The organism is Rheinheimera soli, from assembly GCF_031457405.1.
Lineage (GTDB): Bacteria > Pseudomonadota > Gammaproteobacteria > Enterobacterales > Alteromonadaceae > Pararheinheimera > Pararheinheimera soli_A.
Map to the genome: position 1 here is coordinate 746275 of NZ_JAVDWR010000001.1, position 17114 is coordinate 763388.

General features: G+C 46.8%; 16 protein-coding genes. All 16 read left to right on the top strand.

Annotated elements, in window-relative coordinates:
• The first annotated feature begins 23 nt into the window (after positions 1-23).
• The 16 genes from J2W69_RS03355 to J2W69_RS03430 all read left to right on the top strand — a co-directional run bounded on the left by J2W69_RS03355 (position 24) and on the right by J2W69_RS03430 (position 16833).
• Positions 24-1307, top strand: a complete 1284-nt coding sequence (locus J2W69_RS03355) for a phage major capsid protein (RefSeq protein WP_310274558.1) — start codon at positions 24-26, stop codon at positions 1305-1307.
• A gap of 60 nt (positions 1308-1367) precedes the next feature.
• Positions 1368-1565, top strand: a complete 198-nt coding sequence (locus J2W69_RS03360; RefSeq protein WP_310274559.1) for a hypothetical protein — start codon at positions 1368-1370, stop codon at positions 1563-1565.
• A gap of 85 nt (positions 1566-1650) precedes the next feature.
• Entirely contained in the window at positions 1651-2199 is a 549-nt protein-coding gene (locus J2W69_RS03365) for a head-tail connector protein (protein ID WP_310274561.1), read from the top strand.
• Positions 2199-2519 carry a phage head completion protein gene (locus tag J2W69_RS03370; protein WP_310274563.1) on the top strand — a complete coding sequence of 107 codons (321 nt, stop codon included), beginning with the start codon at positions 2199-2201 and terminating at the stop codon, positions 2517-2519. Before J2W69_RS03365 ends, J2W69_RS03370 begins: the two co-directional genes overlap by 1 nt.
• Positions 2512-2922, top strand: a complete 411-nt coding sequence (gp17, locus tag J2W69_RS03375; protein ID WP_310274565.1) for a tail completion protein gp17 — start codon at positions 2512-2514, stop codon at positions 2920-2922. The genes J2W69_RS03370 and gp17 overlap by 8 nt, the downstream gene beginning before the upstream one ends.
• 2 nt (positions 2923-2924) lie before the next feature.
• A complete protein-coding gene (locus J2W69_RS03380) occupies positions 2925-3392 on the top strand; it encodes an HK97-gp10 family putative phage morphogenesis protein (protein WP_310274567.1) in 468 nt (155 codons plus the stop codon).
• 21 nt (positions 3393-3413) lie between these two features.
• Positions 3414-3923 (top strand): phage tail tube protein, encoded by a 510-nt coding sequence (locus J2W69_RS03385; protein ID WP_310274569.1) that lies wholly within the window; start codon positions 3414-3416, stop codon positions 3921-3923.
• A gap of 15 nt (positions 3924-3938) precedes the next feature.
• Positions 3939-4397 (top strand): phage tail assembly chaperone family protein, TAC, encoded by a 459-nt coding sequence (locus J2W69_RS03390; protein ID WP_310274571.1) that lies wholly within the window; start codon positions 3939-3941, stop codon positions 4395-4397.
• A gap of 77 nt (positions 4398-4474) precedes the next feature.
• Positions 4475-4630, top strand: a complete 156-nt coding sequence (locus J2W69_RS03395) for a hypothetical protein (RefSeq protein ID WP_310274573.1) — start codon at positions 4475-4477, stop codon at positions 4628-4630.
• Positions 4631-4709: 79 nt separating this feature from the next.
• Complete coding sequence (locus J2W69_RS03400) at positions 4710-5072, top strand: hypothetical protein (RefSeq protein ID WP_310274575.1); 363 nt, start codon at positions 4710-4712, stop codon at positions 5070-5072.
• A gap of 52 nt (positions 5073-5124) precedes the next feature.
• On the top strand, positions 5125-8574 hold the full coding sequence (locus J2W69_RS03405; protein ID WP_310274577.1) for a phage tail tape measure protein: 3450 nt from the start codon (positions 5125-5127) through the stop codon (positions 8572-8574).
• Positions 8574-9179 (top strand): hypothetical protein, encoded by a 606-nt coding sequence (locus J2W69_RS03410; protein WP_310274579.1) that lies wholly within the window; start codon positions 8574-8576, stop codon positions 9177-9179. Before J2W69_RS03405 ends, J2W69_RS03410 begins: the two co-directional genes overlap by 1 nt.
• A 4-nt stretch (positions 9180-9183) precedes the next feature.
• Complete coding sequence (locus J2W69_RS03415; protein ID WP_310274581.1) at positions 9184-9738, top strand: hypothetical protein; 555 nt, start codon at positions 9184-9186, stop codon at positions 9736-9738.
• Positions 9738-14990 carry a phage tail tip protein J-related protein gene (locus J2W69_RS03420; protein WP_310274584.1) on the top strand — a complete coding sequence of 1751 codons (5253 nt, stop codon included), beginning with the start codon at positions 9738-9740 and terminating at the stop codon, positions 14988-14990. The genes J2W69_RS03415 and J2W69_RS03420 overlap by 1 nt, the downstream gene beginning before the upstream one ends.
• A gap of 10 nt (positions 14991-15000) precedes the next feature.
• Positions 15001-16458, top strand: coding sequence for a hypothetical protein (locus J2W69_RS03425; RefSeq protein ID WP_310274586.1), 1458 nt, complete (start codon positions 15001-15003; stop codon positions 16456-16458).
• A gap of 27 nt (positions 16459-16485) precedes the next feature.
• Positions 16486-16833: a hypothetical protein gene (locus J2W69_RS03430; protein WP_310274588.1), complete on the top strand. Its 348-nt coding sequence runs from the start codon at positions 16486-16488 to the stop codon at positions 16831-16833.
• Positions 16834-17114 lie beyond the last annotated feature (281 nt).

Sequence of the window (17114 nt, forward strand, 5' to 3'; positions counted from 1 at the left end):
GTAACTAAAAAAGGTGAAATACCATGTCTAAAGTATTAGAACTCCGCCGCAAGCGCGCTGAAATCAACGCCAAAATTCAGGCTATTGCGGCCATTGAACAAGCTGACGGCCAGTTAAATGCCGAGCAATTGACAGAGTTTGATCAACTGTCAGCCGAGTTTAAACAACTGGGTGAACAGTTAGGCCGTTTAGAGCAAGCTGAACAAATGGCAGCTTCCACTGCTACTCAGGTTGCCAGCTTTGGCAATAAATCAGCCGCAGTTCACGTTAAGGAAGAAGCTAAGCAGTATGCAGGAGCCAAAGTGGCGCGTTTTGCGATGGCTGTTGCTGCAGGTAAGGGTGATATGCAAATTGCCGCCCAATTTGCCCGTAACGAAATCCGTGATGCAGATGTAGCTATGGCTATCGAAACATCATCCGGCAGCGGCGGCGCTTTGGTTCCAATCAATATTCAGGAAGAAGTCATTGAGTTATTGCGGGCTCGTACCGTAGTCCGCAAGTTGGGAGCGCAAGAAATTCCGCTGCCAAATGGCAACATGTCAATGCCAAAAATGGCATCTGGTGCGGTATCGTCTTATGTTGGTGAAGGCAATGATGTCTTGGCAACAGGAGCTGAAATTGGTGATGTTAAGTTAGCAGCGAAAACCATGATCACTCTTGTACCAATGAGCAATCAGTTAATTGGCTACGCAGGCCCGAAAGTAGAGCGGATTATTTTGGGAGACATTCTTGCTTCAATGCAGGTTCGTGAAGACAAAGCGTTTTTGCGTGACGATGGCACCAGTGATACACCAATCGGCTTTAAAAAGCGAGCCGCTGATGCGAGTCGGACCCTGCCTTGGTCTGGCACAGCAAGCTTAGCAACAGTAGATGCTTACTTGGATCAACTAATGTTAATGGTTATCCAAAGCGATAGCTTGCTGATTAGACCTGGTTGGGCAATGTCTCCAAGAACTTTTGTTTATTTGCAAGGTCTGCGCGATGGCAATGGCAATAAGGTTTATCCGGAAATGGCAAAGGGTACACTGAAAGGCTACCCATTTTACCATAGCACTACTATTCCGGTTAATTTAGGAACTGGCACCAACGAGTCAGAGATTTACTTTGCAGACTGGAACGACGTTGTAATCGGTGAAATGGACAATATGACAATGGATTTTAGCCGTGAAGCTACATATTTGGATGCTGGTGGAGTAATGGTTTCAGCTTATGCTCGCAATCAATCCCTGATCCGTGTAGTAGCAAACCACGACGTAGGTTTCCGTCATGCCACCGGCTTAGCTCTGGGTACTGCTGTTACCTGGTAATCGAAAACGAATAGGCGGCTTAAGTGCCGTCTTTAAATTTACTCAAAATAGGTAGTCATCATGGCCACTACAAAAACTGAAGATAAAGCAGCTGATAAAGCAGAAACCAAAAACGTAACCGTCACTTTTACCAAACCCTGGGGCCGTTATAGTCGCGGTGATGTTGCCGGTTTCCCGCAGGATCAGGCAACTAAGTTAGTAGAAGGGATTAAGGTTGCAGTTTTAGGTTCAGAGTTGAAAGAAAAAGCAGCTGAATAATATCTGAAAAAGTACAAACCGAAGCCGGGGCAACTGCTCCGGTTTTTTATTCGAAAAACATGCTCACTGACATTAGGAATTACCAATGATTGATCTGGCGCTGATAAAAAAACACCTGCGTCTTGATTCAAGCTTTGATGATGGCAGTGATGATGCTTTTTTGCTTGGTCTGGCCGAAGCCGCTCTGAAACTGGCTGAAGAAATGACAGGGACCTGTTTTACATCAAGAGAAGAAATTCTCGTCCTTGATGGTTTTCCACCAGCGGCGGCAGCTATCGAGCTAGATTGGACACCAGTACAAAACATTACGTTGGTTGAGTACATCGATGCAGATGGTGTTAGCCAAGAACTGGATGCTGAAACGCTCAGGTTAGATAGCCGCAAGCTAGTTTATCCTGTGCTATTTCCGCCGTTTGGTCAAAGCTGGCCGCGAACTATTGCCGAGCCTGAGTCTGTAACTATAACCGCAGAAGTTGGCTTCGAAGCATTGCCGGCTACTGTCCGAAGTGCAGCGTTATTGATCATCGGCCATCTGTATGAAAACAGAGAAGCCAGCACAGCTGTAAATGTTGGTGAGTTGCCAATGGGGGTCAGCATGCTGTTAAACCATTACTGCATACCAAGGATAGGCTAATGCGCAGCGGCGGCTTAAGGCACAAGTTGGAAATTTACAGCGAGGCAGGCGCTCGTGATGCCAGCGGCCAAAAGACCAAAGCACCCACAAAAATTGGCGAATTAAAGTGTGAGCCATTATCAGCTACTGAGTCAGCGAAAAAGATTGCTGCAGGAATAGCTGTGGCAGGGCAGATCATGCTGCGCACCAGGTACTACCCGCAAGTACTGGCGAATTTATTAGCTGGCTATCAGGGTGGTATGTACAAAATAACCAAGGTCGACAACACAAAAAATCAAAATAGAGAGTTGATCTTAGTGCTGGAGGTGCCGCGTGCCTGATGCAGTACCTATAGAGTTCACCATACGGGATTACCTGCTGGCCCAGCCAGAAATACAGGCGTCGGTTGTCGACAGAATCACACCTGTTTATCCGGATGAAGATGCCGAATTTCCATACATTATTTACCAGGCTAGTAAACCGAAACGGCAGCGCGATTTAGACGGTGAAAAGTCTGATATCGGCGATTTCATAATGACATTCAAGTTGGTTGCTAAAAACTTTGTTCAGCTAAAACTGCTGGTGAAGGAGGTGACCACAGCACTCGAAGACTGTAACGATGCAAACGAACATTACGCTTTCATTAATGTAGATGTTGAAGAGCTCGATCAAGACGGAGACCCAGAACAAGGTTGGGTGTCTTCGGATTTGGTTAGCGAAATCACCTTCAAATACATGAGTTAACTATGGCAAACAAAATCACATTTTCGCTCATCGGTTTTGATGAAGCGAGGCGCAAACTCGCCTTAGTAAAATCAGAAATTCGGGGCAAAGCCACACGGTCTGCGTTGCGCAGGGCCTCAGGCATCATTGTTAGAGCTGTAAAGCAAAGAGCTTTAGCCATCGATGATCCAAAAACAGGCCGCAGAATTGCCGACAATATCCGCCTCCAGTTTGGCAGTAAGGTTTACCGTCAAACGGGTAAACATCTATACCGAATTGGTGTAGCAACAAATTTTAAAAACATCCCTAAAGGCAACCCAGATACTGGGCCTAAAGGAAACACGCCTCATTGGCACTTCATGGAGTACGGCACGAAATTCGTGCGTGAACAACCATATATGCGCCCTGTTTTCAGCGCAAATGTTAACCAGGTTATTAACCGTTTCAGCACCGAGCTCAATAAAGAGCTTGATAAAGCCTTAAAGCAATAAAGCAATAAAGGAGTTACCACTATGTCTCAGTTAACAAAAGGCACTCAGGTTTATTTTATTGACCCTGATGCTACGGCGGGCCAAGAAGTCGTAAAAATAAACGGGCTTACTCAGTTTAATCCCGGTGGAGCTCCGGCTGGCCAAGTTGATGATACCGATTTAGAAGATACAGCCATGCGCTATAAAAAGGGTATGCCTACACCTGGTCAAGCATCAGGCTCTGTAAAGGCAGATCCTGAAGTTGCGGCTCATATCCGATTAGCGGAATTAGCTGACGAGGAAACTGAAAGAAATATTCAGTTTGTAGTTGGCTGGGCAGATGGTAAAGATATCCCACCTACAGTAGTTGCAGGAGCATTAAAACTACCAAACACCCGCACCTGGTATATTTTTGAAGGCTATGTTGCCGACTTCCCATTTGATTTTGCAATTAATGCTGTAGTTCAAACAGCTTTATCTATCCAGCGCTCAGGTAAAGGCAAATGGCTGAAAAAAGGACGTGCAGTAGATGCATACACCCCAGCCGCTTAATAAGGTGATCAGTGTATGTCTCTTTTAACTAAAGATTTGCTGGCCAGCAGCCGCAGTTTTACTGCAGCTGCGCCTGTACAGCGTGAAATTAAATGGTATGTGGTAGACGACGAAGGTAATGAAACAGAGCTTTCAGCCACCGTTTATGTGCGTAAAAAATCATTTGCCACTGTGAACACAGAAGCAAGGTTTCAGGCCAATGACGGTGTGATGGTGGCTCGTATTTGTGCCTGCATCGTAAACGAGCAAAGCCAACCACTATTCACACCAGAAGACCTGATGGGAAACTCTGGCCGCGAACTGGCAGAAGACGAAGAAGAGCACGGCCCAATCTGCGAAAGCCTGGGCATGGCATTGCTGGCTGCAATTTGGGAGGTAAATGGCCTATCTAAAAAGCCTGACCCAAAGCGCTCACGGAAGAGGATGAATTCTGGTGCGAAATCGTCCTCGCCGGAGTTGGCGGAAAAACAATAGAAGAAGCTCAGAACAACCTGAGTTATGAAGAAACTATCATCTGGGCATCGTACAAGGAAAAGTACGGCCGCTTAGCTATGCAACACCGCATGGAGCTGATCGCCGCGCACCAAATGGCACTAACGCACCACAGTGCTGGCGGCAGTGAAAAGCCGCTCGATCACTTTATGGTAGCAACACCTAAATTTGAAGAAGAACTGACACTCGAAGAAGCGATGACTTCTTGGGATTAATTGTAAAAATCGCAAAGCTGTGCATCTCAAAAAAAGCGAGTTATATTCAATACGGTTTTTCTAAAACAAGGAAATATTGATGAAACGTTTAGGGTTGATCTCGCTGATATTATTGCTGACAGGGTGCGCCACATCTACCTATAAGACTGGTAATGAATTCGCCTCTGAAAATGTGGCTAAAATAGAGAAAGGTGTAACCACTGATAGCCAACTGGTTTTACTGATCGGTCAGCCGTTTATGAAAACGGTTATTTCAGAAACAGAGCAGAAGTGGATATACAGCCATACAGTAGCAAACGCAAAAGCAACTAACTATGTGTTCAGTATGCAGGTTGAGAGCACTGGCATCACAAAAATGCTTGATGTCTTATTGAAAGATGGCGTTGTAGTAAATTACGCATACACAGAAAGTGCTCTGCCGGGATCTGTAAAAGTTAATTAGTTTTAGGTTAAACAAACCAACCCGCTTCGGCGGGTTTTTTTATGGGGTAAATATGTCGACACGCAGCATGGGTAGTCTGACGTTAAACGTCATTGCCAATACCGGCAGTTTTGAAGAAGGAGCCAACAGAACTGAGCGCGCGTTAGACAAAATGAATAAAGCTGTGCAGCGGCAGAAGAATGAACTTGAAAGCCTTATTGATAAAATAGATCCAGTAGTCGCAGAGCTAAACAAGCTCGATAAAATGCAAACTCAACTGGAAAAAAACCGTACAAACGGGTTAATTGATGAAAATGCATACACCAATTACACCGAACAGCTTAAGGCTATGCAGCGCGAGGTTATAGAGACAAATTCTGCATTTGCTGTACAGCAACGCGAGTTTTCCAACCTGATCAATAAAATTGACCCAGCTATTAGCAAGTTGGCCGAACTAGACAGGATGCAGGATCAGTTGCAGCAAGGCTTCAAGTCTGGACTTATTGATGAAGCCGAGTTCAATAGATTGAATAGTGTCCTGGGGAAATCCAGAGAAGCGATAGACGGCACTGCAAACGCTCAAAACAAAGCAAATGCTGAATTAAAGCAACAGCAAACTGAGCTCTATACTATTTTAAGGCAGCTCGATCCAGTGACTGCGAAACTCGCTGATCTGGATGCACAAAATCGTAAATTAGCAGACGGCCTAAAATTAGGATTAATAGATCAGTCTCAATATGATCAGTCTGTACAAAAAATAAGCCAGATGCGCGAGGCTGTAGACGGTACTACTGATGCTCAAAACAAATCCACTGCAGCTATAAAATCTCAAGAGGCTGAGCTGCAACGAATAGCCAGAATATTTGACCCTATAACTCATGAAATAAAAGAACTCGATAGAGCACAAGATCAGCTAAAGGCAGGCTTATCTGCAGGTCTAATTGACCAGGCCGAATATGATAAATTGTCTGCACAAGTTACAAAATCAAGAAATGCCCTCGGATCTCTCAATGAGACAGCTAAAGCTACAGAGCTAAGTCAAAAGCAGCTAAATTTTGCACTAAGAGGCGTCCCCGCTCAGTTTACTGACATTTTTGTATCTTTGGCTGCTGGCCAAAATCCAATGTTAGTATTCTTGCAGCAGGGCGGGCAACTAAAAGATATGTTTGGCGGTGTAGGTCCTGCAGCACGCGCTTTAACCGGCTACATAGTAGGCCTTATAAATCCTCTGGCAGTTGCAGCTGCAGGCGCAGGTGTTTTAGCCCTAGCGTACTACCAAGGCAGCATCGAGGCTGACAAATTCCGTCAGGCCATCGTATTCACAGGCAATGTGGCTGGTGTAACTACCGACGAACTTGCCGAAATGGCAAAGCGTATTGATGATGTGTCCGGTACGCAGCGGCAGGCATCAAAAGCCATTGCAGAAGCGGCAACCACAGGCAAATTCACCTCTGAACAACTTGAAATGGTCAGCCGCTCAGCGGTTCTGATGGAAAACACGGTTGGTAAAGCTATTTCCGACACAATAAAAGAATTTGAATCGCTGGCTAAGGATCCAGCTAAGTCTGTTGCTGAACTCAATGAAAAATACAACTTCCTTACTGCCGATATCTACAAGCAAATAGCCGCACTGCAAGAGCAGGGTAAAACCCAAGACGCTGCCACTTTGGCAATGAATGCTTATGCGGATGCGACCGAGCAGCGCACACAAGAGATCGTGAATAACCTGGGCATCATTGAGCGGGCGTGGAAATCGATTAAGGAAAGCAGTACAGAGGCGTGGGATGCTGTGCTGGACGTTGGCAGGAAAGACACTCTCTATGAACGTCTGCAAGAAATGGATGCTCAGATAGAGAAGGCAAGGCAGCAGGGCCCCAGAACTTTGCGCGGAAAGCCGTTAGCAGGTGCTGATATCTCCTCGTTAGAGGCAGGGCGCCGCTTATTGCTTGAGCAAATTGTTCTAGAGGAACTTGGTGCAGAAGAACAGCAGAGAAAGGCAGTACTAAACAAAGAATCGATAGCTTCACAGCAAAAAATAAACAAGCTGTTGGATGAAGGCGCTACCAAAGAACAGAAGAAAGCCGCAGAAATCAAAGCCTATTATGCCGATTTGGATAATATTCGTAAGAGCGATCCGAACGATTCTCTTTTATCACCAGAATCTGTTGCTAAAGGCTTAGCGGTTATAGAAGAAAAGTTTAAAGAAACTACGAAAAAGGTCACTGACGACTCAGCCAAAGTTTACATGATGCAGCTAGCTCAACAGGAAGCAACGCTTCGTGAGCAGTTGGGTACCAACCAAAAGTTGGGCGAAGCACAAAAGCAGTTGATCAAGTTCGAGCAGCAACTATCCGACATCAAAGAAAAGAAAATCCTTACTGCACAGCAAAAAAGCTTGTTAGCCGAAGAAAGCGCTATTCGCACTCAGTTGCAACGCAACGTAGAGTTGGAACGCGAAATAAAAAGCCGCGAACAGATCAACCGCTTAACTGCCTATCAGCAAAACCTGCAGAGTGAAATCCAAGCCCAGCAAGAGCAATACGGCGATGCATTGGCCAACTTTGGCATGGGTGACCGTGCGCGTGAAAGGCAGGGCGAACGCAACAGTATTGAACGTGATGTTCAGCGTGGCCGCGACCGCTCAACATCCGATTTTACCAGTGGTTCTATCTCTCAGGAAGAATACGACAGCCAAATCGAAATGCTGGACGAGCAGCTAAGTGCTCGCCTGCAAATGATGGAAGACTACTACGCCCGCGAAGACGAAATGCGCGGCGATTGGACCAAAGGCTGGGATGAAGCCTGGGCAAACTGGAGTGATCAGGTCAGCAACATAGCAGGCCAAATGGAAGACATTTTTACATCTGCATTTGGTGGCCTTGAAGATGCGCTGTACGACTTCGTTACTACTGGCAACTTTAGCCTTTCTGACATGCTCAGGAACATGGCAGAAGAAACCATCCGGATGTTGATCAGGGTTGGCGCTCAGAAAATGGTGAATTGGGTCTTGGAAAAGACTATGGGAGCTTCAGCTGCTGCTGGATATATTGCTCAGGTATCAGGTCAATCAATAGCTGGTGTGAATTTAGCTGCGATAAATGCTTTTGCATCAACAGCAGCAATACCTGTGGTCGGCCCCGGCCTCGCACCAGGTGCAATGTCAGCAGCAATAGCAGCAACAAGCCCGCTAGCAATGAATGCAATTAGCGCCGCAGGCTCCACTCTGGCAGGTATGGCTCACAGCGGCCTTGATTACATTCCAAAAGAAGGCACATGGTTGCTTGATAAAGGGGAGCGGGTTCTAAGCCCACGCCAAAACCAAGATTTAACCAATTTCTTGCGTGGCACTCCACAAACCAGCAGCCGTTCTTCGGCTGAGCCGGGTGTAAAAAAATTGGATGTGCATTTCAACATGTCTGCTTTAAACAATGAAGGCCTGATTGAAATGCTTTTGAGCAACCGAGGCGCGATATCTGGGATGCTAGTTCAATCACTGGAAGAGCAGGGAGTGAAACTTTACTGATGGCTAATGTACCTGCATTCCTACGATTCAATAAGTCAACGCTCGTATCAAACAGCCCAACCACTGCCACTGAAAGCAAAGCTTTGATCCAGCATGTTCGTAAAATTCCAGCTCAGCGCTGGGAGTTTACTTTGACTACTGTGCCACTTAATAAAACTGAGATACGGAAGTTAATGGCGTGGGTGTTCAGTCAAAACGGCCGTTATAGTGTGTTCGATACAACGTTGCCCGTTTATAGCAAACCGCGTGGAGTTGCCAGCGGCAGTCCTACGGTAAGGACTGCAGCAACGGCCGGCGCAACACAGGTCCAAATGCAGGGTTTTTCAGGCCCTGTGAATGGACAACTGCTGGCGGGGGATTTTATTCGTTTCGCTAATCACAGTAAGGTGTATCAACTAATGGGAGATGTAAACAGCAATGTTTCTGGCCAGTTAACTCTGTCTATTTTCCCGCAGTTGCGCGCTGATATTCCGCTCGGGACTGCAGCTATTGTGAAGGATGTTCCATTCACTGTTCGCCTTGTTCGTGACGCCCAAGAATTCGACTCCGCAGTATCCGGATCTGGTTTTTCCTCCTTCGAATTAGATGTAATCGAGGTTCTATAACCCCATGCTTCAAGTAACGCCACAGGTCGCTGCAGCAATTGCCGGCGAGCATAGCTATTGCCATTTAATAAGGTTGGAACTGGCCAATAACGTCACTTTGCGCATGACGGATTGCGGTTATCCGGTTGACTGGCAGGGGGAGATCTTTGAAGCCAATGGTTTGCTACTCGGTATGGATGCACCAACTTTTAATGCTGAGCTGCGCATAGGCGAAATAGGCCTGGCATTCACAGCTGCTGATCAAAGCATGGTCGCCCTTATGTTGGGTGTGAACCAAATCAACCGTTACGCCTACATTTTCCGCGCTTACCTGACAGACGAAGGCCAGGTCATACCTAATCCAATTTTACTCCATACATGGCTTCTCAATGCTCCAGACGTTTCTGACTCAAAAGGTGAATCACAAATAACCACGCCATTGACCAGTGAATGGGCTGACTTTGAAGCGCCACGTGGCCGGCGTTCTACTGACTCCAGCCAGCGCAGATTTTACCCAAACGATAAAGGACTTGAGTTCGCAGCTCAGGTTAAGAAAGACTTGAAATGGGGCGGTGAATAATGGGTTTATTTAGTGGCATTTGGAAAGCTGTCACCAAACCATTTAAAAAAATACTCAGTTGGCTGGTGCCTACTCCAGATACTCCAGGTGCGCAAGCTGTAACAGTAGAAAAGCAGGGTAGTGATCATGCGATACCTATTGTTTACGGTACGCGGAGGATAGGTGGCATTAAGGTGCATAAGTACGTCACTGATGCTGATGGCGGCGCTAAGAATGAGTTCTTACACCTGATCATTGTGTTCTGCGAAGGGCCTATTGAGGCAATTTCTGAGTTGTTTTTTGATGGCGTATCCGAAGTTGATCCGCGCTGGAATAAAGATGGTGGTGGTAAGTGGTTTACTGTACAGCGCTGCAACGGTACCGATGAACAGGCAGCATTAAGCACTGGTATACCGAACTGGACAGCTGCACACCGGTTGCAGGGCCTCGCCTATATCCACTTGCGCCTGCAGATGGACGAAAGTCAGAGCGTTTGGCGCGGTGAGCCTGAGGTCACTGCACGGATAGCCGGTCGCAAAATTTACGACCCACGTAACGGCCAGACCTCTTACAGTGAAAACCTGCCTTTGCATTTGCTGGATTATCTGACAAACACCAGGTACGGCAAAGGATTAAGCCTAAGTCGGCTGATGCAACAATCGTTTATTGAATCCGCGCACTGGGCCGACGAACAAATCATCAGTGACGTAACAATTAATGGTGAAACTTCATCTGTTACCCATGCGCGGATCAGTGGCAATCATGTGATAGACACTGGTAAGTCAGTTTTTAGCAATGTGAAGCAAATGCTGGCTGGTATGCGCGGCATGATGCCGATCGGTAGTGGCCAGTTGCGGCTGGTGTGCGAAAAAGAAGGCGATCCGGTTTTTTTCTTCGGCCACAACAAAAGCGAAAGACAAAACTACGCCCTCATTACATCCCCGGTGAAGAGTAAAGCCGGCCGTAAAAACGATCGTTACAACCGCGTTATTATCCGATTTCCTAACAAGCTGACCAACTATGAACGTGATGAAGTTCATTTTCCAGATGCTAACGATCCTTTATTTGTAGAATGGCTGGCCGAAGATAACGGCGTACTGTTAGAACAACCCTTTGAATTCGACACCATTACCAACAAAGCTGAAGCCTATCAAATGGCAGAGATTGTGGCGAAGCGAAGCCGCAACCGAATGGATTGTAGCTTTACAGCCTCACCTCCAGCCATCGTTGTAGAGCCAGGCGATATTGTTGGCATTAGTGACGACACTCGGGGCTGGGATGAAAAGCCATTCAGAGTAGAGCAGTGCAAGCTTCGTGAAGATGGTGACGTTGACTTTGAATTTGTTGAGCACCAGAACGCTATTTATCCATGGTCCGGCGTGGCCTACTCCGATCGCGTGGGCGGCACTAACCTTGGTGACCCCACTAACATTCCGGCACCTACTGGGCTTTCTATCGTTCAGGATCCAACCTTTGCCACGGGCGGTAGGTTAACCTGGTCAGCTGAAAATAACGCTTTTATCCGCCGTTACCGGGTTCAAATAGTCGCTGGTGAAACCGAAGTATTTAATTCTGAGGTTCAAAGCCGTTCAATCGATTTACCATTGCTGGCGCCGAATGACTATGTGATCAGAATTTATGCAGTCAGCTCTTTAGGCACGTTTTCCCCAGCAGCTGTATTGGCTTTCAGTGTCGTGCAACCTGTTGTACCAACCAGCCTGGTTATTAACCCTGGCAATTTTCAGTTAGAGGTGCTTCCGCAACTTGCTGGGATAGGCCTTGGTACCGAGTTTGAGTTTGCACTAAATACAACTGACGATGTAAAAGCCCGCGGCATCAGCATGATAATCGCAGGGCTAAATTCAGATACTGAATATACGGTTTTTGCCCGTACTGTGAATGCCCTTGGTGTATCAGGCTGGATCAGTGGCACAGCAACAACACTGAAAGATCCGACAGTGATCATGGACCTGATACGTCCGGAAATTGAAAGCATTTTTCAGCCCGTAGCTGAAGACCTGCAGGAGCAAATAGACGAGGTGATTGAAACCGTTGGTCAGCAAACCAACGATTTAGCCTTGCGTATTAAGCAAGAGCAAATTAGCCGGCAGAACACCGACAAACAGTTATTCGATACAGCAGCTGCAGCAGTAAGACTGCGCATGCGATTAAGTGCTGATTTAGGGGATTTAACCAGCGCTGTTTTTGAAGTCGACCCAGCGACAGGGCAAATCCGTAACCGGGCTTTTGCCTACACTGACAACACTTTTACGCAGGCCAGTTTACTGATCGATGGGGTAAATGCCCGGGTTGATGTTGCTACGCAGCGCTTAACCGTATCAGAAGACCGGATCACAAATGCAGAAAGCCAAATAACTCTGCAGGCTGGTCAAATTGAACTACGTGCTACTTATACAGACGTTACTGAACAAATCGCAGGCGCGCTCGAGGCCATCCAGCCAGCCTATAGCTTTGGCTTCTTTGACAGCGCCGAAGGTTGGGCTGCTGTAACAGGCACTTTAACGCCTGGCATGAGCCAGATCAGTTTAACGTTAGGTGATATTCGAAATTCATCACTGAATTACAGTGCTGACGATAATCCAATAGTGACTATCAGCATTGAGCGCACAGCGGGTACTGGCTGGCAAGGTGATCTTGAGTTTGTGATCGACGGCGTTACGCGCTTATTTGCGGGCGTAATTGAGCCTGTTGAAATTGGATCTGTAGTAAGAACGCTAAATCTATCTGCAAACGAACTATTTACCGGCACAGTAACTTCAGTACGCCTGCTGCTCGGAGACACTACAGCGGATACGTTTGTTATCCGGGCTATAACTCTAGGCAAACCGACTGCAGCATTATTGCAGCTTGAAGGTTTATCAGCTCAGGTTGTAGATGTTGGCATTCAGATCAACGCCATAGAGGCCAGTCTAACAAACTACGTAACAACGGCATATTTTAACGATAAGACACTGACACAAACTGACGTACAAACCACGATCAGCGGCTGGGATAGCACATACAGTGTGTTGGCAAGGCTGAATGCGTTTGACGAAAATGGCACCCTGACCAAAGCAAATACTGCAGCACAATGGGTGTCTGCGGCTGATGCAAACATTACCTCTGCGGTAACCAGCTTCGTTGCTAATGGTGGCTTAGATGATGCTATCGATGGCCAGGTAGATGGCCGATTTAATGCCGTGCAAGAAAGTATTGATGCGGTGTTAGGTCAATCCCGCGAACAGTTATTGAGCATCAGTCGGTTAAGGTTGGAAGGTGGAGATTTAGCGCGGTTACAATTTTTTGCCGAGTACGAACTCTATAAATTACGTAACAATCTGTTGGAAGATGGCAGCAACATAGCATTAGCCGACAGAACTATACAGGCATTAGCAACCGACCAAAGCGCTCTTGCTCAAGAAATACTAAATTTGCAGGCAAGCTCTGGCACTCAGTTCGGCCAAATAAATGCCCAGCTGACACAAACAAACTTGGCTATCAGCAACGAAACCTCGGCCAGAACCTCAGCAATTACCAACTTACAAACTAACGTCAATGGACAGTTTAACGCGCAAAGCTTATTGATCCAGCAAGCGCAGAGTGACGCAGATGGAGCTGCCGAAGCTTTGGCCGGCATACGAACGGCGGTTACTGGTACTGATAACCAGGCACAAACAGAACTGATCTTGCAATCTACAGTAAATAAAGCTGGTCAAGCGTTTGCACGTGCGTTTCTAGGTACAACAACTACAAATAACGCTGGCGCTAAAAAAATCACCGGTATTGTGATTGATGGAGAATTTTTTGCCCTTGAGTTAAGCGGCGATAGACTTATCCTGACAAATACCGAAGGCGTGAAAAAGCTGTACTGGGATAACACCGAAAACACGTGGGTTTTCGCAGGTAAAATGGTGTTGAATGACAATACGGTCATTAACTCTGAGGAGGATATCCGAGCAAGGGACGGAGAGCAGGGACCTCCCGGCCCTCAGGGCGTGCCAGGTCAGGTGCTTTACACGTGGATTAAATATGCAGATTCAGCGGTTGGAGCTGGTTTAAGTGACAACCCGACAGGGAAAACCTATGTCGGGTTTGCATATAACAAAGCCACGCCGACAGAATCAAACAATGCGGGTGATTACACCTGGTCACTGATCCAGGGGCCTCAGGGTAATCAAGGTGTTGTTGGGCCGCCTGGAGCTGATGGGCAGCCAACGTACACTTGGATCAAGTATTCAGACGCTTCAGACGGCACAGGGCTGTACGATACACCGACAGCATCAACTCAATACATCGGTATTGCGGCGAACAAGTCAGTTCAGGCCGAGTCGAATGTAAAAACTGACTATGTCTGGTCGAAGTTCAAGGGCGATCAGGGGGTTCCAGGCACTAATGGCACCAATGGCACCAATGGATCAAACGGTGCAGGTTTTTACACATTAACATTGCGTGAAGGGGTGTTTCCAAGTAACGCCAACGCCTCCGCTGACTTCTTAAATTACATCGGCCGCAATCCAGTTAATCAAGACCATCTGGTTTACCGTAACTCGGCGGGTACAGTATCCAGTGCCAAAATGTATTCTGGTGGGTCTTGGGTTGCGCCAACTCTGCTCATAAACGGCAGTTTGATAGCGACGGGGTCAATAGCTGGTGACAAGATTTTAGCTGGCACAGAAATATCCGGCCCAATCGTCACGGGGGGGCTACTAAGGACAGCTGCAAGCGGGATGCGCGTTGAAACGACAAATGATGGTGATTATTTAATATGGGCTGGTGACGGCGTTAAAAATGATGCCAATGGAATTTATTGGATTAAAAAGAATGGAACCGGCTTTATCAAAAGTCAGTTTTTTCAAGGTCAAATCGTTGAAAGTAAAATGGGTTCAGGGTCCAGCACAACGGGTGCAACTCTAACTTTAACAGCATCAAACCACAACTCATCTGGATTCGCCGTCGAGGTCGCGGCAACTGGCTATGTATCTGCATTTGCAGCAGGCAACCAAACATCAAAAAGTTTTACTGTCCGTGTCGTAATTAAGCGAAACGGTTTGCAAATTGGCGTGTTTGATACTCGCCTTTCCGGTACATATGAAGCTCTGGAAGCTGAAACGTACTGGTCTGGCAATGTGGGCGGCACGGTAATCGATACGGCCTCTACGTCTGGACTACGAAACTATACAGCAGAAATATCAATGGTAGGCACCGCCAGTCCATTCACACTGATCGCGCGGTCAGGAACTATTAAAACCTTCGAAAACAAACTCGCAAGCTGAGGAAAATCTTATGACATGGTGGAAAGCATCCAGCGTAACTGTTACCGCTGGACAGTCGACTGTTACTGTAAATACAGGTGACGATGTAGGCATGATCAAAGGGGCGGAAGGCCTGGTGATTGGAAACCAGCCTCCTGTGGAGGTGAAGCGTAGCTACCTAAATGCTTCAGTAAAAATGCTGGAACTCATTTCTCCGTGGCCATACGCGACTCAATCCGGGCAACCGGCGGTAGCTTTTCCAACAGATGGCGATTTGGCTGCTGCAACTGCTGTGCTAAAAGCATTGATAGATAACTTTTATAAAGCTTCAACAGTACAGGCCCAAGCTGGTACTGATGATAACGGTTTTATGACATCTCTGAAAACAAAGCAGGCGATTGATATCAATGCTGTGTCAGCTGCTACAGCGAATACGATACCTAAACGCACAGCAACTGGCAGTCTAAAAACAGCTACCCCAGCAGCTGACGATGAGGCAACCCCTCGTATCTACGTGTTAGATGCTGAGCGCCGAGCTGTTGAACGCGCATCAGGTGGTCGCCAAACCGTTATTTACGACAACAGCGGCAATGCTTCAGTGATGTATGTCTTGCCCGTGTTTCGTTATGAGGAGTTGGGTTTAACCGCAAGCATGGGCACAGGTATAGCAAGTGCGTTTGATGTTGGTACTGGCAGCCACAAACCGGAAGTGTTCATTGGTGCATACCATGCAAGCCTGGTGAGTGGCAAAGCGTGCTCAGTACCATTTGCTGATGCTGCTGCCTCTATCAACTTCGACAACGCAAAAACGGCTTGTACATCAAAAGGCACTGGATGGCACTTGATGACAATGCACGAGTGGGCCGCTATAGCGCTGTGGTGTGAGGCTAATGGTTTTGTGCCTCGCGGAAATACCAACTATGGCAGAGCACATGACCGGGTGGTTGAATACGGCCGCCGTCAGGATGGCGGCTTACCAGGTGATGCGACTGGTACTGCACGGATCCGAGCTGGTTCTGGTCCTGCCACATGGCGACACGATGGCACATTAGCTGGCATATCTGATCTGGTTGGTAACGTTTGGGAGTGGCAAGACGGACTTTCACTGGTCGATGGCCGGATTAAGGCTTCAACATTTAACACCCAGGCAGAGGCGAGTTGGGCACTTCAAGCTGCCTACCTGAACGCCGTTGCCGGTGTTACGTTGAGTGACGCTTTAACCACCACAGCATCGACAAATACACCGTGGGCCACCATGCCAAAATCAGGCGGCTATGTGACGAATCAGCTGCTGAAACGGCTCTTAGTAGAGCCAGCTGGCAGCGCGCTGACTGGCCGTATTTACCAGCAGAATTCAGGAGAGCGGTTGCCATGCCGCGGCGGGCGTTGGATTGACGGATCGGATGCTGGTCTCGGGTCATTGAGATTAAATTTTACCCGTGCAGATACTGGGACATTGATTGGTTTCAGAGCGGCTTTCGTGGGTTGATTTTTATTTTATGTGAGGTATTAACATATGTACACTTATTTGGTAGGCGGCAACATTCATTCAAATTGCACTACTGACTACATGGTAGCACTAGGTTTAAGTCCGGAAAATATAGAGGCCATTTTGCGGCAGCGGGATTTTGACTATTGCGCCGCCAAAGAATCTGTAAAAAATGAATGCACAAAGCGCATAGAGTCAAAATGGAATGCTGTAGGTCAACTGAATGCAGCTCTCGGCATCTATGGTCAGTCCGAGAAAACGAATTGTGTTCAATGGGTATCTGACCATATAGATGCATGCAACGCATTATTGTCACGTGGAGATCTGTTAGATATTAACTTCAGATCCAATGACTATTGGCCAATTAACAATTAACAATTAACAATTTAAGTATCCGTGGATTTTATTTTGAAGGAGAAATTGCTTAAGAGACCAACTGGTATTATACAGTTTAAAACTATGACAAATAGCGAATAAATATCAGGAAAGGAACTGAGAAATATAAATCCAGACGCAGAAAATATTAGTAAATTTATCCATATAACCAAGAATATAGATAGTCTGGATATGGAGTGATTTGCGAACTTCAATAAATTTGAGTTAGGCCAGGGAGATATAGAGGATGGTTTATCAATATCAGGAAATATTTTACCGGC

What these genes read in the sequence shown, in the direction of transcription:
- J2W69_RS03355 (WP_310274558.1), top strand. Translation starts at nt 24, where the DNA reads ATGTCTAAAGTATTAGAACTCCGCCGCAAGCGCGCTGAAATCAACGCC.
- J2W69_RS03360 (WP_310274559.1), top strand. Translation starts at nt 1,368, where the DNA reads ATGGCCACTACAAAAACTGAAGATAAAGCAGCTGATAAAGCAGAAACC.
- J2W69_RS03365 (WP_310274561.1), top strand. Translation starts at nt 1,651, where the DNA reads ATGATTGATCTGGCGCTGATAAAAAAACACCTGCGTCTTGATTCAAGC.
- J2W69_RS03370 (WP_310274563.1), top strand. Translation starts at nt 2,199, where the DNA reads ATGCGCAGCGGCGGCTTAAGGCACAAGTTGGAAATTTACAGCGAGGCA.
- J2W69_RS03380 (WP_310274567.1), top strand. Translation starts at nt 2,925, where the DNA reads ATGGCAAACAAAATCACATTTTCGCTCATCGGTTTTGATGAAGCGAGG.
- J2W69_RS03385 (WP_310274569.1), top strand. Translation starts at nt 3,414, where the DNA reads ATGTCTCAGTTAACAAAAGGCACTCAGGTTTATTTTATTGACCCTGAT.
- J2W69_RS03390 (WP_310274571.1), top strand. Translation starts at nt 3,939, where the DNA reads ATGTCTCTTTTAACTAAAGATTTGCTGGCCAGCAGCCGCAGTTTTACT.
- J2W69_RS03395 (WP_310274573.1), top strand. Translation starts at nt 4,475, where the DNA reads ATGCAACACCGCATGGAGCTGATCGCCGCGCACCAAATGGCACTAACG.
- J2W69_RS03400 (WP_310274575.1), top strand. Translation starts at nt 4,710, where the DNA reads ATGAAACGTTTAGGGTTGATCTCGCTGATATTATTGCTGACAGGGTGC.
- J2W69_RS03405 (WP_310274577.1), top strand. Translation starts at nt 5,125, where the DNA reads ATGTCGACACGCAGCATGGGTAGTCTGACGTTAAACGTCATTGCCAAT.
- J2W69_RS03410 (WP_310274579.1), top strand. Translation starts at nt 8,574, where the DNA reads ATGGCTAATGTACCTGCATTCCTACGATTCAATAAGTCAACGCTCGTA.
- J2W69_RS03415 (WP_310274581.1), top strand. Translation starts at nt 9,184, where the DNA reads ATGCTTCAAGTAACGCCACAGGTCGCTGCAGCAATTGCCGGCGAGCAT.
- J2W69_RS03420 (WP_310274584.1), top strand. Translation starts at nt 9,738, where the DNA reads ATGGGTTTATTTAGTGGCATTTGGAAAGCTGTCACCAAACCATTTAAA.
- J2W69_RS03425 (WP_310274586.1), top strand. Translation starts at nt 15,001, where the DNA reads ATGACATGGTGGAAAGCATCCAGCGTAACTGTTACCGCTGGACAGTCG.
- J2W69_RS03430 (WP_310274588.1), top strand. Translation starts at nt 16,486, where the DNA reads ATGTACACTTATTTGGTAGGCGGCAACATTCATTCAAATTGCACTACT.